Source organism: Streptomyces sp. D2-8 (assembly GCF_023184515.1).
Classification (GTDB): Bacteria; Actinomycetota; Actinomycetes; order Streptomycetales; family Streptomycetaceae; genus Streptomyces.
In genome coordinates this window covers 18,163-42,395 of sequence record NZ_JAAHBP010000030.1, presented here as the reverse complement: position 1 = coordinate 42,395, position 24,233 = coordinate 18,163, and the positions used below count along the sequence as shown (strand labels likewise).

20 protein-coding genes are annotated in these 24,233 nt (G+C 72.1%); 8 read left to right on the top strand and 12 right to left on the bottom strand.

Going from position 1 to position 24,233, the window contains the following annotated elements:
* The first annotated feature begins 65 nt into the window (after nt 1-65).
* Nucleotides 66-518, top strand: coding sequence for an NAD(P)H-dependent oxidoreductase (locus G3I77_RS36790; protein ID WP_248510995.1), 453 nt, complete (start codon nt 66-68; stop codon nt 516-518).
* A gap of 111 nt (nt 519-629) precedes the next feature.
* Here G3I77_RS36790 and G3I77_RS36785 read toward each other — a convergent pair whose 3' ends face one another.
* Nucleotides 630-1,766 carry a YihY/virulence factor BrkB family protein gene (locus G3I77_RS36785; RefSeq protein WP_248510993.1) on the bottom strand — a complete coding sequence of 379 codons (1,137 nt, stop codon included), beginning with the start codon at nt 1,764-1,766 and terminating at the stop codon, nt 630-632.
* Between the two features lie 111 nt (nt 1,767-1,877).
* On the opposite strand from G3I77_RS36785, the gene G3I77_RS36780 reads away from it, so the two are divergent.
* The 4 genes from G3I77_RS36780 to G3I77_RS36765 all read left to right on the top strand — a co-directional run bounded on the left by G3I77_RS36780 (nt 1,878) and on the right by G3I77_RS36765 (nt 6,644).
* Nucleotides 1,878-2,510, top strand: coding sequence for a GNAT family N-acetyltransferase (locus tag G3I77_RS36780; RefSeq protein WP_248510990.1), 633 nt, complete (start codon nt 1,878-1,880; stop codon nt 2,508-2,510).
* Between the two features lie 214 nt (nt 2,511-2,724).
* Nucleotides 2,725-3,405 carry a lytic polysaccharide monooxygenase gene (locus G3I77_RS36775; protein WP_248510987.1) on the top strand — a complete coding sequence of 227 codons (681 nt, stop codon included), beginning with the start codon at nt 2,725-2,727 and terminating at the stop codon, nt 3,403-3,405.
* Nucleotides 3,406-3,657: 252 nt separating this feature from the next.
* Nucleotides 3,658-5,691, top strand: a complete 2,034-nt coding sequence (locus G3I77_RS36770; RefSeq protein ID WP_248510984.1) for a DUF1996 domain-containing protein — start codon at nt 3,658-3,660, stop codon at nt 5,689-5,691.
* A 185-nt stretch (nt 5,692-5,876) separates the two neighbouring features.
* Nucleotides 5,877-6,644 (top strand): sulfite exporter TauE/SafE family protein, encoded by a 768-nt coding sequence (locus tag G3I77_RS36765; protein WP_248510982.1) that lies wholly within the window; start codon nt 5,877-5,879, stop codon nt 6,642-6,644.
* A 106-nt stretch (nt 6,645-6,750) separates the two neighbouring features.
* Here G3I77_RS36765 and G3I77_RS36760 read toward each other — a convergent pair whose 3' ends face one another.
* From G3I77_RS36760 to G3I77_RS36745, 4 genes are all read right to left on the bottom strand, one after another.
* A complete protein-coding gene (locus tag G3I77_RS36760) occupies nt 6,751-7,557 on the bottom strand; it encodes a YsnF/AvaK domain-containing protein (RefSeq protein WP_248510980.1) in 807 nt (268 codons plus the stop codon).
* Nucleotides 7,558-7,776: 219 nt separating this feature from the next.
* Nucleotides 7,777-10,038 (bottom strand): MMPL family transporter, encoded by a 2,262-nt coding sequence (locus G3I77_RS36755; RefSeq protein ID WP_248510977.1) that lies wholly within the window; start codon nt 10,036-10,038, stop codon nt 7,777-7,779.
* A 58-nt stretch (nt 10,039-10,096) separates the two neighbouring features.
* Nucleotides 10,097-11,056: a DMT family transporter gene (locus G3I77_RS36750; protein ID WP_248510975.1), complete on the bottom strand. Its 960-nt coding sequence runs from the start codon at nt 11,054-11,056 to the stop codon at nt 10,097-10,099.
* 88 nt (nt 11,057-11,144) lie between these two features.
* Nucleotides 11,145-11,966, bottom strand: coding sequence for a chitosanase (locus G3I77_RS36745; RefSeq protein WP_248510973.1), 822 nt, complete (start codon nt 11,964-11,966; stop codon nt 11,145-11,147).
* Nucleotides 11,967-12,388: 422 nt separating this feature from the next.
* Between G3I77_RS36745 and G3I77_RS36740 the strand changes: the two genes are divergently transcribed.
* Nucleotides 12,389-12,571, top strand: coding sequence for a hypothetical protein (locus G3I77_RS36740; RefSeq protein ID WP_248510970.1), 183 nt, complete (start codon nt 12,389-12,391; stop codon nt 12,569-12,571).
* 10 nt (nt 12,572-12,581) lie between these two features.
* Here the strand turns inward: G3I77_RS36740 and G3I77_RS36735 are convergent, their stop codons facing one another.
* Nucleotides 12,582-13,310, bottom strand: coding sequence for an ankyrin repeat domain-containing protein (locus G3I77_RS36735; RefSeq protein ID WP_248510969.1), 729 nt, complete (start codon nt 13,308-13,310; stop codon nt 12,582-12,584).
* Nucleotides 13,311-13,522: 212 nt separating this feature from the next.
* Here G3I77_RS36735 and G3I77_RS36730 point away from each other — a divergent pair, with 212 nt between their 5' ends.
* Nucleotides 13,523-15,646, top strand: coding sequence for a SpoIIE family protein phosphatase (locus G3I77_RS36730; RefSeq protein WP_248510959.1), 2,124 nt, complete (start codon nt 13,523-13,525; stop codon nt 15,644-15,646).
* A gap of 22 nt (nt 15,647-15,668) precedes the next feature.
* Here the strand turns inward: G3I77_RS36730 and G3I77_RS36725 are convergent, their stop codons facing one another.
* Together G3I77_RS36725 and G3I77_RS36720 are read right to left on the bottom strand one after the other, a co-directional pair.
* On the bottom strand, nt 15,669-16,361 hold the full coding sequence (locus tag G3I77_RS36725) for a GAF and ANTAR domain-containing protein (RefSeq protein ID WP_248510957.1): 693 nt from the start codon (nt 16,359-16,361) through the stop codon (nt 15,669-15,671).
* A 113-nt stretch (nt 16,362-16,474) separates the two neighbouring features.
* Nucleotides 16,475-19,042, bottom strand: a complete 2,568-nt coding sequence (locus G3I77_RS36720; protein WP_248510955.1) for a SpoIIE family protein phosphatase — start codon at nt 19,040-19,042, stop codon at nt 16,475-16,477.
* A gap of 149 nt (nt 19,043-19,191) precedes the next feature.
* Between G3I77_RS36720 and G3I77_RS36715 the strand changes: the two genes are divergently transcribed.
* Complete coding sequence (locus G3I77_RS36715; RefSeq protein ID WP_248510953.1) at nt 19,192-19,782, top strand: hypothetical protein; 591 nt, start codon at nt 19,192-19,194, stop codon at nt 19,780-19,782.
* 75 nt (nt 19,783-19,857) lie between these two features.
* Here G3I77_RS36715 and G3I77_RS36710 read toward each other — a convergent pair whose 3' ends face one another.
* From G3I77_RS36710 to G3I77_RS36695, 4 genes are all read right to left on the bottom strand, one after another.
* Entirely contained in the window at nt 19,858-20,961 is a 1,104-nt protein-coding gene (locus tag G3I77_RS36710) for a GNAT family N-acetyltransferase (RefSeq protein WP_248511084.1), read from the bottom strand.
* A gap of 1,150 nt (nt 20,962-22,111) precedes the next feature.
* On the bottom strand, nt 22,112-22,558 hold the full coding sequence (locus tag G3I77_RS36705) for a hypothetical protein (RefSeq protein ID WP_248510951.1): 447 nt from the start codon (nt 22,556-22,558) through the stop codon (nt 22,112-22,114).
* A 65-nt stretch (nt 22,559-22,623) separates the two neighbouring features.
* Nucleotides 22,624-23,670, bottom strand: coding sequence for an LLM class flavin-dependent oxidoreductase (locus G3I77_RS36700; RefSeq protein ID WP_248510949.1), 1,047 nt, complete (start codon nt 23,668-23,670; stop codon nt 22,624-22,626).
* Entirely contained in the window at nt 23,670-24,176 is a 507-nt protein-coding gene (locus tag G3I77_RS36695) for an SRPBCC family protein (protein ID WP_248510947.1), read from the bottom strand. Before G3I77_RS36695 ends, G3I77_RS36700 begins: the two co-directional genes overlap by 1 nt.
* Nucleotides 24,177-24,233: the final 57 nt, after the last annotated feature.

The window sequence follows — 24,233 nt, the reverse complement described above, 5'->3', positions numbered from 1 at the left end:
ACGGCGACACCCGGCCCCCGTCACCGCTTGCGGTGACGGGGGCCCAGGCGGCAAGGTCAGGTGCCGTGGCCACCTTGCTGATCGTCCATCACACGCCCTCGCCCAACTGCCAGGCGATGTTCGAAGCCGTCGTCTCCGGGGCGTCGGACCCCGGGATCGAGGACGTCCGGGTCGTCCGCGTGCCCGCGCTGGCCGCCACCGCCTCCGACGTCCTCGCCGCCGACGGCTTCCTCCTCGGCACTCCCGCGAACCTCGGCTATATGTCCGGCGCCCTCAAGCACTTCTTCGACCAGGTCTACTACCCGTGCCTGGACGCCACCCGCGGCCGCCCCTTCGGCTACTGGGTGCACGGCGGCAACGACGTCACCGGAGCGGTGCGCGGGATCGAATCGGTCACGACGGGCCTCGGCTGGCGCCGCACCGCCGAGGCCGTGACCGTGACCGGCGAGCCGGACAAGGGCGACCTCGAGCGATGCTGGGAACTGGGCGCGACGGTCGCCGCCGGACTCATGGGCTGAACCGTCCGGGGCCCCGGGGGCGCGGGGAACTGCGCGACAAGCCACGATGGCGCCGCACGTGCCCGACGACCCCGAGCCGCACGGCCCGGGCCCGGGCAGCCGCGCCCCCGGTCAGGTCTCCTCCACCCGGCGGCGGTCCTGTTCGTCCCACGCCCGGGTGTCACGCGGCTGGGTGTACGGCTCGGCCTCGGGCGGATGCCCACCGGCGATGGCCCGCTGCCGCACCGTCTCCGCGTCGAACTCCAGACCCAGCAGAATCGCCAGGTTGGTGATCCACAGCCACACCAGGAAGACGATGACACCGGCCATCGTGCCGTAGGTCTTGTTGTACGAGGCGAAGTTGGCCACGTAGACCGCGAAGCCGGCGGAGGCGACCATCCAGATGACCAGGGCCAGCAGACTGCCCGGGGTGATCCAGCGGAACCCCTTCACCTTGGCGTTCGGGGCCGCCCAGTACAGGATAGCGATCATGAGCACGACCAGCAGGACCAGGACGGGCCACTTGGCGATCGACCACACCGTCAGCGCGGTGTCGCCGATGCCGAGGGCGTCCCCGGCCTGCTGGGCCAGCCCGCCCGTGAAGACCACGATCAGCGAGCTGATGACGGCCAGCACCAGCAGCACGACCGTCACGCCCACCCTCATCGGCAGCAGCTTCCACACCGGCCGGCCCTCGGGCATGTCGTAGACGGCGTTGGCGGAGCGGATGAACGCCCCCACATAACCGGACGCCGACCACACCGCCAGCACCAGACCGACGATGGCCATCAGTGAGCCGATTCCGGCGTTGCCCTGCAACTGGTCGACGGCCCGGGTGATGATGTCGCCCGCCGAGCCGGGCACGAGCTCGCGGACGTTCTCGGTGACCTTGTCCGTGGTCGACCGGCCGGTGAGGCCCAGCATCGACACCAGCACCAGCAGCGCCGGGAACATGGCCAGCACGCCGTAGTACGTCAGGGCGGCCGCCCGGTCGGTGAGTTCGTCGTCCTTGAACTCCCGCACACTGCCCTTCAGCACCGCGCCCCACGACTTCGGTGGCAGGTCGGTCGGTGTGTCGGGCGCTGCACGCTCCACCTCGGGGCCCGGCCCCGGATCCTCGTCGGCGGGGGCGGGAGCTTCCCGGCGCTCCGCCTCGGGAGTCTCCCGGCGTCCCGCATCGGGCCCGGCACGGTGGCTCTCCGGAGGTGGGGCCTCGGTCTCGCCGGTCTCGCGCTGTTCTTTTCGTCCCGGAATATGCAGCTTCACCATGTGAGACGGGTAACCCCAGGCCGGGCGCTTAAGCCGTGCTCGTCCACGCCGGGCACCTCCGCTGTGCCGAAAGAGGTGAGGGAGCGCTCCCACTGCCTGCACGATGCCAGCATGACCACGTCGCCCGCCGTCCGCCCGTACCGCCCCGAGGACCGTCCGGCCCTCGACGACATCTGCATCCGCACCGCGCACCGCGGCGAGGACAGCCGCGCTCACTACGCGGACCCGGGCATCTTCCCGGCGACCTTCGCGGCGCCGTACGTCCATCTGGAGCCGGAACTGGTCTTCGTGCTGGACGACGGGCGGGGGCAGGCGGTCGGCTACATCCTCGGCACCGCCGACACCCCGCGCTTCGCCCGGGCCTTCCGCAGCACGTGGCTGCCCCTGGTGGCCGGCCGCTACCCGGAGCCGCCCCGGCCGCCGCGCACCCCGGACGAGGTCATCGCGGGCCTGCTGCACCACCCCGAACGGATGGTGCTCCCCGAACTGGCCGCCTACCCGGCGCATCTGCACATCGACCTGCTGCCCGCGTGGCAGGGCCGGGGCTACGGACGCCGCCTGATGCGGACGTTCCTGCAGGCCCTCCAGGACGAGGGAGTCCCGGCCGTCCACCTGTCCATGGCGACCGCCAACACCCGGGCCAGAGCCTTCTACGACCGCATGGGCTTCGAGGAGATCGACATCCCCGAGCCGGGCGAGGCCACCTGCCTCGGGCGCACCACGAAGGAACCCGACCGCCTCTGACGGCCCGTGCGGTCGCATGCATCGAACGGCATCGAACGCGCCAGGAGGCGCGGAAGTGGCGCAATCACACGTTGCCGACTCGTGTCATCGGGCGCAGCCTGTGCGGTGCGGGAGCGCTCCCATTCGCTCCCGCACTCCCCACGGAAGCACACCGAAACATGATCGAAAGCACGACCCGAGGCGCGACAACCCCCACACGCGAAAGAAGGAGATCATGGATTGTCATGGTCATGAGAAACGGCATTCCAGGAGCAGGTCCCGTCTGACACTCGCCCTGAGCGTCCTGGTCGCGGCGCTGCTCAGTCTGATCCCGTGGAGCGGCACCGCCGTCGCCCACGGCTCGGTCGTCGACCCGGCCTCCCGCAACTACGGCTGCTGGCTGCGCTGGGGCAGCGACCACCTGAACCCCGCGATGGCCCAGCAGGACCCCATGTGCTGGCAGGCGTGGCGGGCCGACCCCAACGCCATGTGGAACTGGAACGGCCTGTACCGCAACGGCTCCGGCGGGAACTTCCAGGCCGTCGTCCCCAACGGCCAGCTGTGCAGCGGTGGCCGGACCGAGGGAGGCCGGTACAACTCCCTCGACGCGGTCGGCGCCTGGAAGACGACGGACATCACCGGCGACTTCACGGTGAAGCTGTACGACCAGGCCAGTCACGGCGCCGACTACTTCCTGGTGTACGTCACGCGGCAGGGCTTCGACCCCACCACCCAGCCGCTGACCTGGAACGACCTCCAGCTCGTCAAGCGCACCGGCAGGTACGCGCCCAGCCAGAACTACGAGATTCCCGTGAGTACTTCGGGGCTGAGCGGTCGGCACGTCGTGTACACGATCTGGCAGGCCTCGCACATGGACCAGACCTACTTCCTGTGCAGTGACGTGAACTTCCGCTGACCTGCGCCTCCCCGCCGGACGCCGGGTCCGGCGGGGACCGGGCCGGCCCGGGCTTCATGAGAGTTCTCCGAAAGTTTTCGAGGTGAGTGAACACACCGGTGCTCCCGTACGTATGGGGCGAGGGGATTTTCATGCCCGGCACGCCACAAGCGCAGGAGAGCACCCTTGGGACGCAACACGCGAAGACGCCCTACAGGCCCACGACGCGCGACCTTCGCCGCATTCGCACTGATCCTGGGCGGAGGCGGCCTGATGGCCGCGAACGTCTACGCCTCCGCCACGGACGGCGGTTCGGGCGGTGACTCCGCCCAGACGCGGTCCGGCACGGGGGTCCGGACCGCGGGCGCCACGATCGACTGCCCGGACGTCGGCAGCAAGCTGACCTCGGTCCCCGAGCAGGCGCGAGGGGAGGTCGACAAGGAACTCGCCCTCCTGGACGAGCAGATCGCCAAGGCCTATCAGCAGCTGAGCGAATCGGCACAACAGGTGCAGCAGGACCCCGGCTTCGCCGACAACGCGATCGTGAACCCGCTGAAGGAGAAGCGGGCCGCGACCCTCGAACGCATCGCGATCGCCATCGACCGCGTGGGGGACCGCCCCGAGGGGCTCGAAGCCCTCGCCGCCTGCACCGTGGAGGACGGCAACCAGGCCCCCGCGCAGGGCGAAGGCCAGGACGGCGGCGCCACCGAGCAGCCCGGTCAGGAGCAGGGCCAGGACGGCCAGGAACAGGGGAACGGCCAGGGGCAGGGCGCCAACGGCGGACAGGCGGGCAACGGCCCCGTCGCCGCCGACTTCGCGGACATCAAGACCGTCCAGCCCAACGTGAACAACCCCCGCCAGGAGGGCAACGCGTCCCGCGGCTCCTTCGCCACCAGTTGCGGCGTGAACGAGAACGGCCTGTTCAACTCCGACAACATCATCGCCGCCCCGGGCGTCACCAACGGGGCCCACCACTTCCACGACTACGTCGGCAACCAGGCCAACAACGCCTTCGCCAGCGACCAGGACCTCGCGAAGGCCGAGACCAGCTGCGACGACCAGGGCGACAAGTCGTCCTACTACTGGCCCGTCGTGCGTCTGCAGAACGGCGCCCAGGAGCAGGACGCCAACTCGCCCGGCGGCGGCATCGAGGGCAACGCCGGCGAGATCGTGACGCCGAAGCAGGTCACGCTGAACTTCGTGGGCAACCCGCGCGAGAAGGTCACGGCCATGCCGCGGCTGCTGCGCATCATCACCGGCGACGCCAAGTCGTTCGTCAACGGCCCCGCCAACGCCAACGCCTCCTGGAGCTGCACGGGCTTCGAGGACCGGCAGCTGAAGGACAAGTACCCGCTGTGCCCGCAGGGCAGCGACGTCGTACGGACCTTCAAGTTCCAGAGCTGCTGGGACGGCCGCAACATCGACAGCGCCAACCACCGCACCCACGTGGCGTTCGCGGACGCCGCCGGCACCTGCCCGTCCGGTTTCCGCCCCATCCCGCAGCTGGTCCAGCGCATCGTCTACGACATCGACGCGCCCAGCCTTGAGGACGGCGGCCGGACGACACCGCTGTTCGCGGTCGACTCCTTCCCGGAGCAGTTGCACAAGCCGGTCACGGACCACGGCGACTTCATCAACATCTTCGACGAGGATCTGATGGGGGAGATGGTCGACTGCATCAACGACGGCCGCACGTGCGGAGCCGGAGCGGACGGCGGGCAGGACCCGGCACCGGGCGAGGAGCCCCAGGAGGAGCCGACCAAGTCGCCGGAGGCCCCGCAGGAGGAGCCGACGAAGACCCCCGATGCCCCCCAGGAGCAGCCGACCAAGACGCCGGAGGCCCCGCAGGAGCAGCCCACCCGCACTCCCGACGCGCCGCAGGGCGGGAACGATGCCGGCAAGCCCGGTGACAAGGGCGACGCCGGTGACGACGGCAAGGGCGAGGCTGCGAAGCCCCCGGCGGACAGGCCGGCCCCCGAACCGGAGTCCGGCGACGCGTCCACGGCCCCCGGCAACGCCCGGCCCGAGGTGAAGGCGACGGCCTCGGCCGACGGCGGCAACGCAGCTGAGCAGGGCGGCGGTTCGAAGGACGGCAACGACGAGGACACGGACGGCCTCGGCGAGTCCCAGGCCGTCGGCACGGCGACCAGTGCCGCGCCGACCCCGTCGGTCCCGTCCCGGACCGAGCCGCAGGCCGTCGGCCAGGGCGGCCTGGCCGACACCGGCGCCCAGCTCTGGCCCGCCGCGGCGGGCGCAGTCCTGGTCATCGCGGGCTTCGTCGTCCTCCGCCGGGTCAGGCGCAGCTAGAGCAGCTAGAAGTCATCCCCGGGCGTGAGCCACGAACGGCGGCGGGATCCCACCGGATCCCGCCGCCGTCGCGCGTGTCCGGCCGAGGCCGGACCCCGGCACCCTTCGACGACGGCCGAATCACCCGCCCTCTAGCGTGACCCCATGAACCTCACCTGGAACGGCACACGCCGAGGGGCGCCGGCATGACGCCGTGGGACATGGCCGCCGTGCTCGCCGCCGGCACAAGTGCCGGGGCCGTCAACGCCGTCGTCGGCTCTGGGACGCTGATCACCTTCCCGGTCCTGCTCGCCACCGGGCTGCCCCCGGTCACGGCCACGGTGTCGAACGGGCTGGGCCTGGTCCCCGGTTCCATCACCGCGGCCGTCGGCTATCGCGAGGAACTGCGCGGCCAGGGCCGGCGCGTCCTCCTGCTCGGCATCGGTGCCGTGCTGGGCGGCCTCACGGGCGCCGTGCTGCTGCTGACCCTGCCCGCCTCGGCGTTCGAACGGATCGTGCCGGTCCTGGTGGGTCTCGCCCTCGTCCTGGTCGCGTGCCAGCCCTGGATCGCGAGGAGAGTGCGCCGCCGTCGCGAGGCGGGTAGCAGCCCCGTCCGCCGTGACGGCGGCCCGCTGCTGTTCACCGGGCTGACCCTGGCCAGCGTCTACGGCGGCTACTTCTCCGCCGCACAGGGCATCATCTACGTCTCCCTGATGGGCATGCTGCTCGACGAGAGCCTGCAGCGGCTCAACGCCGTGAAGAACGTGCTGGCGGCGCTCGTCAACACCGTCGCCGCCCTGCTGTTCCTGTTCTTCGCCCACTTCGACTGGACGGCCGTCGTGCTCATCGCCGCCGGATCTGCGCTCGGCGGTCTGATCGGAGCCAGAACCGGCCGCCGCTTCAGCCCCACCGTCCTGCGGACCCTGATCGTGTCGGTCGGCACCCTCGCCCTCGTCCACCTGGTGCTCCACTGACCCCCGGCCACCCCTCACCGACGGAGTGCTCGTTCGTCCCGGCGGCCACGCAGGACGCCCGGGAGGGAGGGGCGCCGGTCCTCCCGTCCCAGGATCCCGGTGGAGATCAGTGGCGGCGCCGCTGGTCCCCGCGCTCGTCGGTTCCCTCGGTTTCGATGCGTTCCTTGCGGACCTCGCCGGTGACGGTCTCCTCCTCTGTCACCTCTTCGGTGGTCAGGCGGACCCGCTCCTTCGGTACGGCCCTGGTCTCCACCACGGCCTGCTCCTCGTAGAGGGTGACGTCGTGTTCCGCCTCGGTGATGTCCGGGCCGCTCATCGCCCGGTCCCGGTTGGTGTCGCTGATCGGCTCTCGCTCGACGCGGACCTCTTCATGGCGCACGGGGACGGTGTACTGCTGCTCTTCGGTGACGACGTACTTGCGCAACCGCGCCCGGCCGGCCTCGCGGCGTTCGACACCGATGTGCATTTCCTCCTCGGACCGCGTCATCGCGTCGTCGGTGGTGCCGGTGGTGCCGGTGGTGCCGGTGGTGCCGGTGGTGCCGGTGGTGCCGGTGGCCTGGCCGGTACCGGAACGAGCGTCCTGCCAGGCGGCGTCCCAGTTGATGCCGTAGTACTGGTACAGGCGCTCCTCCTCCTGCTCGGACAGGTGGCCGCCGGCGTCTATGTCGACGTTGGGCGCGTCCTTGACCTGGTCCTTGGCGTACGGCACCTCGAGGTGGTCCTCGACGAGGGCCGCGTCGTGGATGGGCACGAAGGACTCGCTGGTGCCGAACAGGCCGGTTCGTACGCTGACCCACTCGGGCTCGCCGGTGAGGTCGTCGATGAAGACGTGCCTGGCATCGCCGATCTTGTCGCCCCTGGCGTCATGGACCGGGTGGTCCAGCACGGTGGGAATCTGCTCTCGAGTGATCATTTTCAACTCCCAGAATTCTCGATAAGGAACCGGACCGCCCGCGGCGACGGCATGCGCGTCCATCACCGCGCTTCGGCGTCCGCCCCATACGCACCCTCCTCGATTAACCACACCCGTAAGGCCAAAACAGTAAAAAGGGGATTTTTCAGACAGGGGAGTTCGGGGTGAGGTGCGGAGCCGTCGCAAGCAGCCGATGCCGCAAGGGAGTTGGAGGACGCTTCAGGGAGACGCCGAACGTGCCCCGGCCGGTGGCCCCTCGGCGTCGATGTGCGGCGTCACCCGGTCCAGCCACCGCGGCATCCACCAGGCGTGCCGCCCGAGCAGCGTCATCACCGCCGGCACCATGAGCAGCCGTACGACGGTCGCGTCGATGAGCACGCTGACGGCCAGCCCCAGCCCGAGCATCTTGACCACGATGTTGTCGCTGACGATGAACGCCGCGAACACGCTCACCATGATCAGCGCGGCGCAGGTGATGACCCGGGCCGTGATCTCCAGGGCGTGGGCGACGGAGGCCTTGGCGTCCCCGGTGCGCAGCCACGCCTCGTGGACGCGGGAGAGCAGGAAGATCTCGTAGTCCATGCTGAGGCCGAAGATGATGGCGAACATCATCATCGGCACATAGCTCTCGACGGGCACCTTGCCGTTGACGCCGAGCGCGGGACCGCCCCAGCCCCACTGGAACACCGCGACGACCACACCGTACGAGGCGGCGATCGACAGGACGTTCAGGACGGCCGCCTTGACGGCGACGAGCAGCCCCCGGAACACGGCCAGGATGATCAGGAAAGCCAGGCCGACCACGACGAGGATGATCACGACCAGCCGGGAGGCGACGATGTCGCGGAAGTCGACCTGGGCCGCCGTCGTACCGGTGACATAGCCCTTGGCGTCCGTTCCCATGACCGCGTCCGGCAGGGTGTGGTCGACCAGACGGTTGCTCAGGTCCGTGGTCGTGGCGCTCTGCGGCGACTGGGTCGAGTACACGGTGCCGATCAGGACGTCGCCGTCCTGGGTGGGTGTCAGGGGGGTGACGACGGCCGCCCCCTGGACCGAGTCGAGCGTCTGCTGGGCCTTCGAGGCCAGATCGGAACGCTGCGAGCCCGGCACGTCCGTCTGGTCGATGACGACGGTGAGCGGTCCGTTGGACCCGGGCCCGAACGCGTCGGTCATCAGATCGTAGGCCCGCCGGTCGGTGAAGGACGTCGGATCGGCGCCGTCCCCGATGTGCCCGAGCTGGATGGAGAACACGGGGATCGCGAGCACCGCGACCGCGGCGACACCCGCCGACAGGAACCACAGCGGTCTGCGCTCCACCCGCTGCGCGTACCGGTGCCAGGTCCCCCGTGGTGTCCCGCCCGCCTCGGTGTCGGTCTCGGCGACGGGGCGGCGCACCCGGTAGCGGTCGATGCGCCGGCCGATGAGCCCGAGCAGCGCCGGGACCAGGGTGAGCGCGCCGACGACGGCCGAGACGACGGTGACCGCGGCGGCGACCCCGAGCAGGCTGATGAAGCCGACCCCGGAGGCCGACAGGCCCGCCAGGGCGATGATCACCGTGCAGCCGGAGACGAGGACGGCGTGACCGCTGGTCGCCGTGGCCTGCCCGGCGGCCCGCACCGGGTCCGCACCGTCGATGAGGTTCTGCCGGTGCCGGGTGATCATGAACAGGGCGTAGTCGATCCCGACACCGAGCCCGATCATGGTGGCCAGGGTCGGGGAGACCGTCGCGAAGGTGAACGCGACGGCCAGCAGCCCGAGAATCGCGAGGCCGCCGACGACGCTGATCAGCGCGGTGAGCAGCGGGACGACGGCGGCGATGACACTCCCGAACCCGATCAGCAGCACGATGACGGCCACGCCGAACCCGATCAGCTCGCTCACCCGGTCGTCGGCCTCCGGCCGGGCGAGCTCGCCGAGCGGCCCGCCGTACTCGACCTCCGCACCGGCCGACCGCAGTGACTGCACAGCGCTGTCGACCCCGTTGAGATAGTCGTCGCCGAGCGTCGAGGGCTGCTGGTCGAAGCGGACGGTGATGTACGCCGTCTTCTGGTCGTCCGACAGCGGCCCGACGTTCTGCTGCTGCGACTGCCCCGAGGACGAGCCCGGCGCGGACAGCGGGTTCTGGGCCGACAGGACGTGCGGCAGCTTCTCCAGGTCGGCGACCGTGGTGGAGATCTGCGAACTCAGCGCGGTCAGGGCCTGCTGGTCGTCGTGCAGCACGATCTGGCTGCTGTAGCCGCCCGCCTGTGGATCGTGCGCCTTGAGCACGTCCAGGCCCTTCTGGGACTGCGCCTGGGGCAGGGAGAAGTTGTCGGAGTACTCCCCGCCGAACGTCCGGCTGACGACCTGCAGCGCCACCAGCGCCACCAGCCAGGCGATGATGACGATCACGAAGTGGCGTGCGCACCACTCGCCCAGCCGCCGCAGTACACCCCCGCGCGCGGCCTTCTGGTCCCCATCACCGGTGCGGCTGTGCGGCATGGACGTCGTCTCCTGTGTGGGCCGGGAGTTCAGTGCCGTCCATTAGATGCACGCGGGATCACTCCGGCTTTTCAGGCACGCGGACTCCGCGGGACTGCGGGCGCCCGTTCCCCCGAAAGGCCCGCCCCGTGAACGGCTCGCGCCTTGCCCGCCTCAGCGCTCCCGACCCGAGCGCCACGCCGAGCCCGACCAGCGCACTGCCCGCCGCCTGCGCGAGTCCGTAGGACCCCGTGCCGACGAGCGGCGCGGTGCAGGCCGCCGCGACCGGGATGAGACCGGAGAACAGGGTGGCGCGTTCCGCGCCGATCCGCTGCATGCCCATGTACCAGCAGACGAAGCCGACCACGGTGACCACCACCGCCTGCCACAGCAGCGCGGCCGTCTCGACGGTGTCCGGTCGCCGCAGCCAGGCGCCCCCGTCGACCAGCAGCCCGACCGCCGCCGACTCCAGTGCGGCGACCGCGCACACGGTCGCGGACAGCAGCCGGGGCCCGAGCGGCCGCAGCACGGGCACGGCGAGCACCGCGAACCCGACCTCCCCGGCCAGGGCGCAGACCGAGAAGGCGATGCCCGTACCGTCCGCGCGCCCCCAGCCCTGGACCGTGAAGGCGCCGGCGGCCACGAGCAACGCCCCGTACAGCACCGCCTTTTGCGGCCTGCGCCCGTCCAGGAGGGGCACGAGCACGGCGACGGCGACCGGCGCACAGCCCACGAACACGCCGGGCACCGCCGGTTCCGCCGTGCGCTCCGCGGCGATGACGGCCAGGTTGAAGCCGACCATGCCGACCGCCGCGAGCAGGGCCAGTCGGCCCCACTGGCGGGGTGTCAGGGCCCGCAGCCGGTCGGCAGCGCCCTTGCCCGCCGCCGGGACGAGCAGCAGGCAGGCCAGCCCGTAGCGCAGGAACTGGCCGCCCGCGTACGGGTAGTCGCCCAGGACGCTGTTGGCGGTGAAGGATCCTCCGACGAGGACGCAGGCGAGCGCGGCGAGCAGGGCCCCGCGCGTCGTGGTGGCGTTCATGCCGGCGACGCTAGGCAGCCGGGCGGCCCGGGAGGAGGTCCACTTCCACGCGTGCTTGACGGACCAATCGCTCCCGGGCCGGTGGTGGTCAGCCGATGTGATAGCTGTCGCCGTAGACCTTCCAGTCCAGCGGCGGGTCGAGGTCGAGGTTGCGCCGGCGCAGGAAGACGCGCTGGGCCGTGTCGACGCGGCTCGTGTCGCTGTGCGCCTCCTCCTGCTTCATGGCCCACACCCGTGCGTCCAGGAAGGCTTCGAGGTACGTCACCTCGTCACCGCCCCGCGCCGGCGGCTGCGTCGTCCGCAGGGCCCGCTTGCGGATGTTGCGGAAGCTCAGGGGGTCGCCGCCGTCGCCGTGCATGACGAGGGCGTCGTAGTAGGCGAACTGGCCCAGCACCCGCAGCCCGTCCGCCTTCCCCTGCCGGACCGCCGGGTCGAAGTACACCCGGTCGCGCTCGTCGTCCTGGGCGCGCCGGAACTCGGCGTCACGCGCCGCCCGGCGCCAGTCGCCCGGGAAGCCGGGGTCGAGTCCGTCGTGCGAGTCGGAGCCGTCGACCTCGCGCAGGGCCGGCAGGTACGTCGCGAGGACGTTGCCGGGCTTGCGGTCGGTGTAGAGCTCGACGAGGTCCAGCATGTCGCCGGTGCCGGAGCAGAACCCGATGATGCCGGCGGTGTAGCCGCGGCCGTCGCCGATGTCCTCGATGTACCGGTACTGGGCCCTCCAGTCGAGGGAGGAGTTCTCCGCGCTCGACACGAGCTGCATGGCGATCTCCTTCTTCGCCGGGTCGTCGAGCCCGATCGCGCGCACGGACGCCGTGGCGCGCGGCGGCTTCAGGAACGGGGCGGTCGCGAGGGCCGCGCCGAACAGCGCCAGGGCGGTGCGGCGGGTGGCCGGGGCCGAGGGGTGTCTCACGGTGCCTCCAAGCAGAGTGGGGGGTTGGAAGAGCCGGCCGTGCAGAACTGATAGGAAGGTTTCCTATCACTGTGAAGGTGCAAGGGAAACAACCGAGCTGCAAGTTCGTAGGGTCGAACAAGCCGGTTCGCCCGGCGAAACCGCCGTGATCTCCGGCGGGTGATCGCCTGGGGTCGGCGGAGCCGACGGCACCGGCCCGTCGCAGGACCGCCGAGCCGTGGAGCAACGTCGAGCGCAACACCGCCCTGAGCGACGGCCGGCCGCTCACGGACGGCCGGCCGGTCACGCTCGCCGGGCACCGGTGGCAGCGCAACTTCTACGGCTGAGCCGCGCCGCGGGAACCATGCGCCCCTCCCGCACGTCAACTCATTGCCCGCCTAGGGTCGAACGGTCGGATTGGCCAGCCGGAGAGGGGAATCGCCATGGACGAGGCGACGTCACAGCAGGGGAGCGAAAGGGAGAGCGCCGCCCGCCGGGTCCGCTTCGGGGCGCTGCCGGAGCCGGTGCGCGTGGAGGACATGGTCGAGGAGCGGGCGGCCAGCGTGCCCGACCCGGCGCGCACCGCGTACAACCAGGACGAATGGCTCGTGCGCTACTGCCTGTGAGGCGTTCCCCCTAGGCGCGGCTCTTCGCGCCCAGGTCGCACAGCCACCGCACGACGTCGTCGGCGTCCTGGGCGCGGGCGATGTCGAGCGGGGTCATGCCGTCGTAGCCGCACCAGTCGGGGTCGGCGCCGCACTGGTGAAGGTGCTGCGCGGTGGGCAGGTGCCCGCCGTGGCAGGCACCCCAGAAGGCGCTGGTGATCTCCTCCGGCGACGGCGGCTCGTCCGCGTCGACGTACGCCCGGACCCGGTCGAGCAGGCCGAGCGTGGCGGCGTCCTGGAGGGTGACGCGGGCGCCGTGCTCGATGAGCCGGTGCGCGGCGCGCCACTGCCCGAATCCCCGGGCGTCTGCGAGCGGAGTGCCGCCGCCGATCACCGCCCCGGGCGCTTCGATGTCGGCGCCGGCCGCGATGAGCGCGTCCAGCACGGGTACGTCGTTGCTGCTGGCGGCCCAGTGCAGCGGCGTCTCCGCGTGCGCACCGCCGAAGCGGGCCCGGGGATCGGCCCCGGCGGCGACCAGGGCCGCGACCACCTCGGGGCCTTTGGGGAAGTGACCGGGCCAGTCGGTCGCGATGTGCAGCAGACTGCGCGTGCCCCTGCCGTCCTCACCCTGCTCGGTGATGCGGGCGGTGGCGAGGCCGGGGTGGTCGGCGAGCAGTTGCCGGAGCCCGGGCAGATCCCCGGCCCGGATCGCCTCCGTGACGGCGACGGCCAGCGGGTCCTGCGATGTCAGCGTCTGCAAGCCGGCCTCCCGATGCCGTCCAGGGCCCCCGATTCTGCCAGCCGGAGTCCGTGTGCACGGCCGCCCGCACGAAACGACCGAACCCACCGCCCCCGGCAGCTCTGCGAACCCGCCCCGGATCTGCACATTCACCTCCAAACCGGGCACCCGTCCGAACGACATGCCCGGACGCTCCGCCAGGCGTAGCGTCCGGGGAGGAGCGGGAGGACACCATGCCCGGGAGCAACGAACAGGCCGGATCGCCGGACGACGCCCTGGGGGCGGCTCTGGCCGACACCGTGCGCGGTACCGGCGCCTCGATCGGCGGCCTCTACCTCATCGAGGAGGCGGAGCCGGTGCTCCGCCTGGTGGCCCTGTGCGGGCTGCCGGTGGCCTTCACCGCACCCTGGCAGCGGCTGCCCCTGACCGCACCGGTCCCGGTCGCCGACGCGATCCACGACGACACCCTGGTCTGTGTCGCCGGCCAGGAGGAGATGGCCCGCCGCTACCCCCGTGCGGCTGCCACCCTGCCCTACCCGTTCGCCCTGGCCGCCGTCCCCCTGACCGGCGTACGGCGCTCCTGGGGTGGCCTGGTGCTGATGTGGCCCGCGGGCCGGCCACGCCGGGTCACGCCACGCGAACGCGACCGCATCACCTCCAGCGCCCGCCGCATGGCCCGCCTCCTGGACGACGCCACCCGGGCACCGTCCCTGCCCGAGCTGCCGCGCGTCGTCCCCGTCGACGCCGCACGCCACCCCGCGCAGACCGGCCTGGCCGCCGCCGACTACCTCGAACGCCTCCCCGAGGGCGCCCTGGCCCTCGACCTGGAGGGCCGCATCACCTTCGCCACCGCCACCGCGGCCCGCCTGCTCGGCCGCGGCGCCGACCGGCTCCTCGGCACCCGGCCCTGGCAGTCCCTGCCCTGGCTCGACGACCCCGTCTACGAGGACCACTACCGCACGGCGCTCATCAGCCGAGCCCCCGTCTCCTTCACCGCGCTCCGCCCGCCGGACCAGCCGCTGACCTTCCAGCTCTACCCCGACGCCAGCGGCATCAGCGTCCGCGTCCTGCACAGCGCGGAACAGACCGAGGACCCGCCGCCCACCGGCGCCCGGCCACCCGTCGCGGCACCGACGGGACGCCTCTACCAACTCGTGCACCTGGCCGCCGCGCTCACCGAGACGGTGACCGTGCGCGACCTCGTCGCACTGATCGCCCACCAGATCCTGCCCGCCTTCGGCGCCCAGGGCCTCGTGCTGTCCGGCGTCGACGCCGGCCGGCTGAAGATCACCGGCTATCACGGCTACCCGGCCGACGTGATGGAGCGGCTCGACGCCCTGTCCCTGGACACCGACCTCACCCCCGCCGGCCAGGTCCTCGCCAGCGGCACCCCGGCCTTCTTCGCCCACCCCGCCGAGCTGGCCGCCGGCTACCCCAGAGCACCCCGGATCAGCGGCAAGCAGGCCTGGGCGTTCCTCCCCCTGACCATCTCCGGCCGGCCGGTCGGCTGCTGCATCCTGTCCTACGCCGAGCCGCACACCTTCACCGCCGACGAACGCGCCGTCCTCACCTCGCTGTCCGGCCTGATCGCCCAGGCCCTCGACCGAGCCCGGCTCTACGACACCAAACACCGGCTCGTGCACGAACTGCAGCGTGCCCTGCTGCCCCGGGCCCTGCCCCGTCTGCCCGGCCTCGACGTCGCCGCCCGCTACCTGCCCGCCGGCCACGGCACCGAGGTCGGCGGGGACTTCTTCGACGTCCTGCGCCTCAACGGCACGACCGCGGCCGCCGTCATCGGCGACGTGGAAGGCCACAGCGTCGCCGCCGCCGCCCTCATGGGCCAGGTCCGCACCGCCATCCACGCCCACGCCACGGCCGGCGCCGCACCCGGCCAGGTCCTCGCCCGCACCAACCGGCTCCTGGCCGACCTCGACTCCGAACTGCTCGTCTCCTGCCTCTACGCCCACCTCGACCTCGGCCGCCACCAGGCCTCCTTCGCCAGCGCGGGACACGTGCCGCCGCTGCTGCGCCAGGCCCGGCACCCCGCCGGCGTCCTCGACGTGGAGCCCGGCCCGCTGCTGGGCATCGACACCGGCGCCCACTACCCGGTCACCACCGTGCCCCTGCTCCCCGGCACCACCCTCGCCCTCTACACCGACGGCCTGGTCGAACTCCCCGGCACCGACCTCACCCGCACCACGACCGACCTCGCCGGGCAACTGGACACCGCCGACGGCTACGACCTGGAACGGCTCATCGACCGGCTCGTCCGCCACACCACCCCCACCGGACAGCACACCGACGACATCGCGGTGCTCCTCCTGCGCGCCTCCCGCCTGAGCGACGGACCGGCGTGAGCCCGCCGCCCGGACCGGCCCGTCAGGCCGGATCCGGGAACTCGGCCCGGACTCGCCGCGCCACGTCGCGCAACTTGAGGTTGTGGTCCTGGGAGATGCGCCGCAGCACGCCGAAGGCCTCGTCCTCGCTCAGCTGATGGCGTTCCATCAGAATCCCCATGGCCTCCCCGATGGTGTGCCGGGTCTCCAGGGCGTGCTCGAGCTGGTCGACGGTACGGGCCGTGGCCAGCGCCACCGCGGCATGCGAGGCGAGCAGCCAGCCCGCGGCCTCGATGTCCTGACCGAAGGCACCGGGACGGCGTGAGTAGAGGTTCAGCGCGCCGAAGTCCTGCTCGTCGGTGTAGAGCAGAACGCCGGTCATGCTGCCGATCCCGAGATCGCGGGCCGCCTGGCTGAACCGCGGCCAGGACGGTTGCGGCCGGGTCATGTCGGCGATCCGGAACAGCCGCTGACCGCCCACACGGCGCGCGGCGTCGAAGCACGGGCCCTCACCGAACTCGCCCTGCAGCCGGTCCGAATCCTCGACGAGGTCACCGCACACGGCCAGCGTCACGGCCCGGCCCTTCGAGACCGTCAGGATCCCCGCCGCGTCGCAGCCCTCGACCAGCTTCACCGCCGACGCCGAGATCGCCTCCAGCGTCGCCTGAACCGAATCCTGGGCGACCAGATCCCGGGCGAGCAGCGCCATCTGCTCGGCGTACCGCTGCCACTCCACGCCACCACCGCCTTGCTCACCGGTCCCGCCCACGGTACTCCGCACCGCTTCGCACGGCTGTTCGTCCGATCAGCCGGGTGTCCGGGCAGCATGCCCCGAGCCGAGCGCCGCAATCACCGGTACGCCGTCAACAGCAGCGCCACGTCGTCCGGCCGCTCCCGGGCCCGCCGCGCCGTCCCCACCAACCGGTCGGCGAGATGTTCCACCGAGTCCGCCGGGGTCTCGGACAGTCGGCGGCGGACCGCGTCGATGCCCGTCTCGATGTCGCTGCCGGGCCGCTCCACCAACCCGTCGGTGTACAGCGCGAGCACGCTGCCGGGGGCCAGGGTGAGCGCGGTGACGGGGTACACCGAGTCGGGCTGCACGCCCAACATGACGCCGCCCACGAGATCCAGCATCTCGGCCCGCCCGTCGGGGTGGCGCAGCAGCGGCGGGGGATGGCCGGCCCGCACCGCGAGGGCGCGTCCGGTCCTCGGGTCGAGTTCGATGTAGCAGCAGGTGGCGAAGACGTCCGACTCCAGCTCGGTCAGCAGCCGGTTGGTGTGCGTGATGACCTCCTGCGGCGGGCGCTCGCTCGCGGCGAAGGCGTGCACCGCACTGCGCAGCTGCCCCATCACCGCGGCGGCGCCGACACTGTGACCCTCGACGTCCCCGATGACCAGGGCCACGCCACGCCCGGTGGTGATCACGTCGTACCAGTCGCCGCCGATCGCCATGCCCTGCGTACCGGGCAGATAGCGGCCGGTGGTGCGCAGGCCCTCGACGGTGGGCAGGCGGTGCGGCAGCAGCCCCTCCTGGAGGCCGCGGGCCACGGCCGACTCCGAGTCGTAGAGCCGCGCCCGCTCCATCGCCTGGGCGGTCAGGCCGCTCAGCGCGGTGAGGGCGGAGCGCTCGTCGGGGGTGAACCGGTGCGGGGCCTCCCAGCCGAGGATGCAGGAGCCGACGGAATGACCGGAGGCGATCAGCGGCAGGAACGACCAGGCGTTCATGCGGTCCAGGGTGATGCCCGGATAGGCGAGGGAGAGGTCCTCGGGCGACTCGAAGAACAGGGGGAGCCGCGTGGTCAGCGCGTGAACGCCGGGCAGTTGCGTGTCGAGGGTGACGCCTTCGAACGGGGTGAGGAAGCCCTCCGGATAGCCCGACTCCCACAGCAGGTACATGCGGCCCTCACGAACGGTGTACAGGGCCAGCTCCCGGGCACCGAAGGCGGGCAGCAACTGTTCGGACACGGCCCGGCAGACGTCCTGCACGGTGACCGCCTCGGTGAGCACGCTCGCCATCTGCACCACGTGGTACAGCGCTCCGGCCCGCGCGGCGGCGACCGGCCCGGGCGGCGGCGCGGCGGCGGTGACGCCGGGACCGGTCGCGGAACCGGCCTCCGGTCCCGGCTCGGCCCCGGTGGGCGGGCCGGTCGGAAAGACCCGGCCGGTCAGCCCGTGCACGTCCGGGTACAGCACGAAGCTCAGCCAGTCCCCGTCGGGATGCCGGACGAGGAAGGACACCTGCTCCTGCGACAGCATCGCCGCCCGGTAGCGGTCCTCGTACGCCGGATCCCGGAGCCAGGTGATCACCTCCCACGGGTAGCGGCCGAAGAGCTCTTCCCGCCCGGAGCCCAGCAGCTCCTCGCAGCGGCGGTTGGCGTACGTCAGGCGGCCGTCCTGGTCCAGGGAGAAGATCCCGTCGGGCAGCCGCTCGGCCGCTTCGGCCGCGGTGACTCCGCCGGCCGCGTCGACGAGGGCGCCCACCAGGATCCGTCCGGAGCCGGCGCCGCCGTGCACGAGATGGCCCCACAGTTCGACCGGCCGGTAGCTGGTCCTCCCCTCGCCCAGGGACTCGTCCCGTACCCGGAAGTGCCGGGACCTGACCCGGCCGCTGGCCAGCGCGTCGTGCCGGCTCTCCCGCAGTTCGTGCAGGTCGTCGGAGCTGACACGGGCTTCGACGTCCGTGATGGTGCCGCCGTACTCCGCCCGGTCGATGCCCAGGAGCGCGAGGGCCTCGTCGTCCGCCGTGCACCGGTCGCTGTCCAGGTTCCAGTCGATGAGCCCGACCCGGACCGGGCGGGCGGAGGTGGTGGGCAGCCGCACGCTGATCGGCTCGTCGTCGTACTCGACGCGGAATGCGGCGGAGCCCGGGGCGGTCCGGGCCGTGCTGAGGGAGTCGAGGCGCTCCTCCATGGCCCGCTCGGCGGGGCGCAGCGCGAGATCCACCACCTCCGCCTCCATCGGCGTCCGGGCCGCCGAGCGCAGCACGACGAGGACGCCCACGGCCTGGCCGCCGGCCCGGACGGGCTGGTAGGCGGATCCGAAGGAGTAGGGCAGCCCGGCGGTGAAGTGCGGGAAGCGCACCATGGTGGCGCGCTCGTCCGGCAGCCACAGGGTCTCGTCGCGCCGGTAGGCCTCCGCCATGGGCAGGGCACCGCCCACCGGCACCCGCCACCAGCTCTTGAGCAGCGAGCGCGGCACCCCGGTGACCATCGCGAGCACCAGCGAGCGCCGGTCGCGGGAGCGCAGATACACCAGTCCGCCGTAGCCGTCGAGGTCCCGGACGGCCTCGACCAGCGGCGTCGTCAGGGCATCCTCGATCCGGCCCGTGTCCCCGCTCGGGACCCGGCCGTCAGCCCCGTCCCGGCTCCGGCCATCGGCTGACCGCGGCCTGTCCGGTACGGCGGCTGCCTCATCCATGTCGCGTCCTCCCGGTACGGACGCACCGGACACCAATCGCTCCCCACCAGGATGTGCCATGGGCGGCGGTCCGGCGCGGTAAGTGCAACCTTTCGGTCAGCCCGGTCGTCTCACCCGGTATCAGCCACATGCAAGCCTCGGGGGCGGCAATGGTACGAATCAGAAGAGCATGCGCGACTCTCGCACTCGTGGGCGCCACGGTGGGGGCGGCGGCGATCCCGGCCGGCGCCGCACCGGCCGCCGGTGGGCAGTCCACCACACAGGCCACGGCGTGTCCGACCGGCTGGGGAAGCCTCGCCAAGACCGGCGCCGACGGCACCGTCGCACCGGTGACGAACGTCAGGACCGGCCGTCACACCTGCTTCGACCGGATGGTCGTCGACGTGCCCGGCGCGGGCAGCGGCGTCGGCTACAGGGTCCAGTACGTCGACCGGCTCTACCAGGACGGCTCGGGCCGCCAGATCCCCGTGGCAGGCGGCGCCGTCATCGAGGTGCGGGTGACCGCGCCCGCCTACGACCCGGAGACCGGCGCGGCCACGTACCCCGGCCGGGTGGCGCGCCCGCTGCCGGGCGTGGACCTCACCGGGTACCGCACCTTCCGGGACACCCGGTTCGCCGGCAGCTTCGAGGGCGAGACCCAGATAGGCCTCGGCGTCCGCGCCCGGCTGCCCTTCCGGGTGCAGCAGCTCGAGGACCGCGTCATCGTGGACGTCGCCCACAGCTGGACCGCCACGGGCTGACCGCCCGGCGCCCGGCTCTCCGGGGCCGGGCGCCCAGGTCACGGTCCATGAGTACGGGGGCCGGCTGACACGGCCTCAGCTGCCGCGCAACCGGCCCAGCTCCTCGAGCGTCCGTGCCGCCGCACCGGCCAGGCGGGGCCGGTTGCGGACGAAGCGACGGGCCGCCCGCGCAGGCTCCCGGCCCAGCCAGTGGGCGGCTCCGCCCGGCACCGGCCGCATCACCGCTCCTTCGTACACCCGCAGGTCACGGGTCTTGAGCGACTCCTTGTAGCGGGCCGGACCGCTCCCCAGGTCGACGGTCTCGACGCCGTCGGCCGCGGCGGCCTCCAGCATCTTCAGCTGCAGTACGAGACCGGGGGAGTACTTGGCGTACACCCGGTCGTACGCCGGGAACCACCAGGACAGCACCGTGCGTGAGCGCAGCCCGAAGTGCGCGGCCACGGGCCGGTCCGCCGCGTACAGCACGGACAGCACCCCGCGGCACTCCGGCTCCTCGCTCTCCCCGAGCAGCCCCACCAGCCGGGTGATCCACTCCTGCGAGAAACGGTCCCGCCGGCCGGTCCGCCGGTACTGCGCCGACTTCCACTCCATCAGTGCCCGCAGCGCACCGGGGTCCCGGGCGTCGTACACGAACCGCACCTCACCCACGTGCCGGACCAGCCTGCGCTCCTTGGCCAGGGTCTGTCTGAGGAAACCCGGCGACTGCGCCCGCAGCCGTTGCGTGTACGCCTCGAACCCCTCGCCGATGTCGACGACCGGGGAGGCGAGCTCCTCGACCGCGTGCGGCACGAACACCCCCTGACCGGCTTCGAGATTGTCGAACTCCCAGGACGACAGCCCGCAGACGCGTAACAACCGGCGGGCGTCCGGCCGGATCCCGGGACGTAACACGGCCCCCTGGCTGTCGGACACCCCCAGCCCGATGGCCCGGCCCCGCCCCAACGCCCCCGCCTCGTACGGGAAGAACCCCGCCGGGGAACCGTCGTCCTGCAGCACCGCCACCCTGGCCCCCGGCCTGACCTGCCCCACCGCCATGGTGAACGCGGGGTCGAGAAAGGGATTCGCCGGGGCGCCGGACTCCGTCCGGATCTCCCGCCACATCTTCTGGTCGTTCGAGCCGAGTTCGTCCGGCCTGAGAACGAGAACGCGCTTTCCAGGCAACTCTGCCTCCTGTGTCATCGGCATGGGGACACACGAAGGCCTGCACTCACCGCGATTCGGCACCAGGGCAGTACTCAGGCCGCACGGCGCAGGCCCTTGGCGGTACCGCCGTCACTCAGCAGCGGAACGTCTGCAACCGGGCGGCGCTCGGGGCGGACCCGATCGCCCCCGGACACGGGCCCGCTCCCGCCGCACGGAGGTCCGTACCACCCCGGCCCACCACGGCCGCCCCGGTCACCACCGGGCTCGCTCCGGCCGCCCCCGCGGCCCGCGGCGTCCGCGCCGCGAGCTGCCGAACCGAGGGCTCCTCCTCGCACGGACACGACTCCCCGGCCCCTTCGGCCTGGGCACTCGAAGCCGCGCCCGGCTCCACCACGTCCACCGCCGAGGTGACCGCCACTGCCGAACGCCCCTCGCGTGCGAGTCCCGGAACGACGAGGTGCAGCAACAGCAGGCAGGCCACCAGACCCACCGCGGTTGCCCAACGTCGCCGCACCATCAGACCCCTGACCTGCGTTCCGGCGGGGGAGTACGGAGTGGACTCGACCCCAGGGCCGGCACCGGACCAGACCCCCCGACACGGCCGGCTGCGCCTCCAGTAGGCCGAGCCCGGCTCCACCCCGTCAAGCCCTGGTGTGACGATTCGTCCCACTCGGCCGGTTGCCGCCGGAAATCCAACGGAAAGCGCTGCCGGAGAGTCTCCCGCCCCGGCTCCGGCTCACGGGGCGCCAGGGCACGGAAATCCGTGGACATCCGGACGTGCCGTGCCGTCGTACGGTGCTGGATCTCGTGGCGATGCTCGCCGATGAGGCGGCACACGTCCCTGCGCACCGGAAGGACCCGGGCTGTGCCGGGCAGGCAGCGCGGGTCGTTCATTCGGGCCAGCGCCCACAACGCCGCGTCGTCGCCGCTGCCTCCTGACCGGGTCAGCCGCCGGCCCGCCGACGCTCAGCACCTCACCCGGCTTCGGCGCCCGGACGTCCAGCGGTTCGCCGAAACCGCTGAACGACGTGGTGGTGCGCTGCGCGGCGCTCTTGTACACCGTCTTCAGCAGATACGGCTCGCCCTCCTCGGCCACGTAGAAGGTGTACGTCCCTTCCTTGTCCGCCTTGTCGGTGACGATCAGCTCGATGGCCTTCGTGTCCCCGACGCGGGTGGAGTCGCCCTTCTATGCCGTGCCGAACGAGTCGAAGGGCCGTTCGCAGGAGGTGAGTCCGTCGCCGCCCGAAGAGGCCGGGTCCACGGGCGTCTTCACCCACAGCTTCTGCTCGCTGGTGACGCCCGGCTTGTTCTTCCACTTCTGCAGGTAGGCCCGGTTCGGACGGACGTAGTCGGTCGTGCCCAGACGGATCTGCTCCAGGGCGCCGCCGCCGGACCAGGTGGTCTTCGACCTGCACCGGCCGTCCAGGTCGGTCACGAGGTGGCTGGTGACCGTGCCGCTGCTCTTGGTGCGGTTGGTGATGTCGACGGTGACGGTGTCCAGCTTCCGCATCCTCGCGTTGGCCTCGTCGAGGATGTCGCCCGCGGATCTGTCCTCGCCGGTGCCGCCGGCGCCGCACCCGGCCAGGGCCGCGCTCGCCAGCAGGCAGAGCGCGGTCGTCGTCACGGTAGCCATGGCCCGCACGGAGCCCCCTGTTGTTCGTGTCGGCCGATGATCAGCAGGGGAGCTTACCGGCGCGTCTAGGTCGCGTGGACCAGCTCGATCGCCCTGCCGAGTGTGTCGAGCCGGCCGGCGAGGGTTTCTCCGGCCGGGTAGAGGCGGACCGTGTCCACACCGGCCTCCCGCCAGACGCGCAGCCGCCGCCGCACCATCTCCTCCGTGCCGATGAGCGTGGTGGCCAGCACCATCTCGTCGGTGACGAGACCTGCCGCACCGTCCCGGTCGCCCGCCTGCCAGCGCTCCCGGACCTCCGCCGCGACCTCGGCCCAGCCCTGACGGCTGTAGGCCCGGTTGTAGAAGTTGGTCGACGCCGAGCCCATGCCGCCCAGGCTGAAGGCGAGTTCCTTCTTCCGGTCCGCGACCATGGCGGCCAGCGCCTCCTCGTCCCGGGCGAACGCGACCTCGGCGCCCTGGCAGACATCGAACCCGGCGCGCTCACGGCCGGCGGCGGCCAGACCCTCGTCCAGGGGAGCGAAGTAGGCCTCCGCCGCGCCCTCGGGGACGAAGCTGGTGCCGAGCCAGCCGTCCGCGACCTGGCCGGTCAGCCGCAGCATGGCGGGTGACAGCGCGGCCAGGTAGACGGGGACGGGGTGCTCGGCCCGCATGGACAGACGCATCGGGACCGCCTCCCCGCCGGGCAGCGGAATGCCGAACTCCGAGCCCGAGTAGGAGATTTTGCCGCCCGCGACCACCTGCCGCACGATCTCCACCGTCTCGCGCACCCGAGCCAGGGGGCGGGCGAACGGCACTCCGTGCAGGCCCTCCATCACCTGCGGGCCGGACGGGCCGAGCCCCAGCAGGAACCGTCCGCCGGACAGGTTGGACAGGGTGATCGCCGTCTGCGCGAGGGCGACCGGCGTGCGCGTGCCGACCTGCATGACCCCGGAGCCGAGCAGCATCCGCTCCGTACGGGCCGCGTAGTAGCCCAGGGCGGACGGGGCGTCGGAACCCCAGGCCTCGGCCACCCAGCAGACGTCGAGACCCAGTTTCTCGGCCTCCACGACGAAGTCGGCCTGCCGGGACCAGGAGCCCAGAGCCGCCGCCTCGACGGTCGTCGCCGCGCGCATCACGCCTCCGCCCGCTGCCTGATGTGCTCCAGCGTGGCGGTCATGCCCCGCTCGAACTCCCGCAGCCTCACGAACACGATCTTCTGCTCCTTCTCCGGCATGGCGTCGATCGCGAACGAGAGACCCGAGCGCCCGGGCCCCATCCGCATCCACTGCGACAACCCGGTCCCGCCGCCCCTCGGCTCGAGCCCGAACCGCCAGACGGCACTGGGCTCCGCCGGATCCCCGACCGCCCAGGCGAACACCCGCTCCGGATCGCACGCGACGACGGTCGAGGTCGTCTCCCACTCGCCGAACTGCTCATGCCTGTTCCGGCCGACGAACCGGGCCCCGACAGCCGGCCCGGCCGCACCCTCGGCCCACCGCGCCGACTGCAGCTCCTCGCTCATCTCCGGCATCAGCGTCACATCCGACACCAGCGCCCACACCCTCCCCGGCGGGGCGGCGACCCACGTCGTCACCTCGACCGTCGGTCGGTCCGCGTACCGCGCGCCCGTCCACTCCATCGCGTGCCGGCCTCCTCATCGACAGGAACTGTGACCGATAGAGTTGCGTAATGAGAC

What these genes read in the sequence shown, in the direction of transcription:
- G3I77_RS36785 (WP_248510993.1), bottom strand. Translation starts at nt 1,766, where the DNA reads ATGGTGAAGCTGCATATTCCGGGACGAAAAGAACAGCGCGAGACCGGC.
- G3I77_RS36780 (WP_248510990.1), top strand. Translation starts at nt 1,878, where the DNA reads ATGACCACGTCGCCCGCCGTCCGCCCGTACCGCCCCGAGGACCGTCCG.
- G3I77_RS36775 (WP_248510987.1), top strand. Translation starts at nt 2,725, where the DNA reads ATGGATTGTCATGGTCATGAGAAACGGCATTCCAGGAGCAGGTCCCGT.
- G3I77_RS36770 (WP_248510984.1), top strand. Translation starts at nt 3,658, where the DNA reads ATGGCCGCGAACGTCTACGCCTCCGCCACGGACGGCGGTTCGGGCGGT.
- G3I77_RS36765 (WP_248510982.1), top strand. Translation starts at nt 5,877, where the DNA reads ATGACGCCGTGGGACATGGCCGCCGTGCTCGCCGCCGGCACAAGTGCC.
- G3I77_RS36760 (WP_248510980.1), bottom strand. Translation starts at nt 7,557, where the DNA reads ATGATCACTCGAGAGCAGATTCCCACCGTGCTGGACCACCCGGTCCAT.
- G3I77_RS36755 (WP_248510977.1), bottom strand. Translation starts at nt 10,038, where the DNA reads ATGCCGCACAGCCGCACCGGTGATGGGGACCAGAAGGCCGCGCGCGGG.
- G3I77_RS36750 (WP_248510975.1), bottom strand. Translation starts at nt 11,056, where the DNA reads ATGAACGCCACCACGACGCGCGGGGCCCTGCTCGCCGCGCTCGCCTGC.
- G3I77_RS36740 (WP_248510970.1), top strand. Translation starts at nt 12,389, where the DNA reads ATGGACGAGGCGACGTCACAGCAGGGGAGCGAAAGGGAGAGCGCCGCC.
- G3I77_RS36730 (WP_248510959.1), top strand. Translation starts at nt 13,523, where the DNA reads ATGCCCGGGAGCAACGAACAGGCCGGATCGCCGGACGACGCCCTGGGG.
- G3I77_RS36720 (WP_248510955.1), bottom strand. Translation starts at nt 19,042, where the DNA reads ATGGATGAGGCAGCCGCCGTACCGGACAGGCCGCGGTCAGCCGATGGC.
- G3I77_RS36715 (WP_248510953.1), top strand. Translation starts at nt 19,192, where the DNA reads ATGGTACGAATCAGAAGAGCATGCGCGACTCTCGCACTCGTGGGCGCC.
- G3I77_RS36710 (WP_248511084.1), bottom strand. Translation starts at nt 20,961, where the DNA reads ATGACACAGGAGGCAGAGTTGCCTGGAAAGCGCGTTCTCGTTCTCAGG.
- G3I77_RS36705 (WP_248510951.1), bottom strand. Translation starts at nt 22,558, where the DNA reads ATGGCTACCGTGACGACGACCGCGCTCTGCCTGCTGGCGAGCGCGGCC.
- G3I77_RS36700 (WP_248510949.1), bottom strand. Translation starts at nt 23,670, where the DNA reads ATGCGCGCGGCGACGACCGTCGAGGCGGCGGCTCTGGGCTCCTGGTCC.
- G3I77_RS36695 (WP_248510947.1), bottom strand. Translation starts at nt 24,176, where the DNA reads ATGGAGTGGACGGGCGCGCGGTACGCGGACCGACCGACGGTCGAGGTG.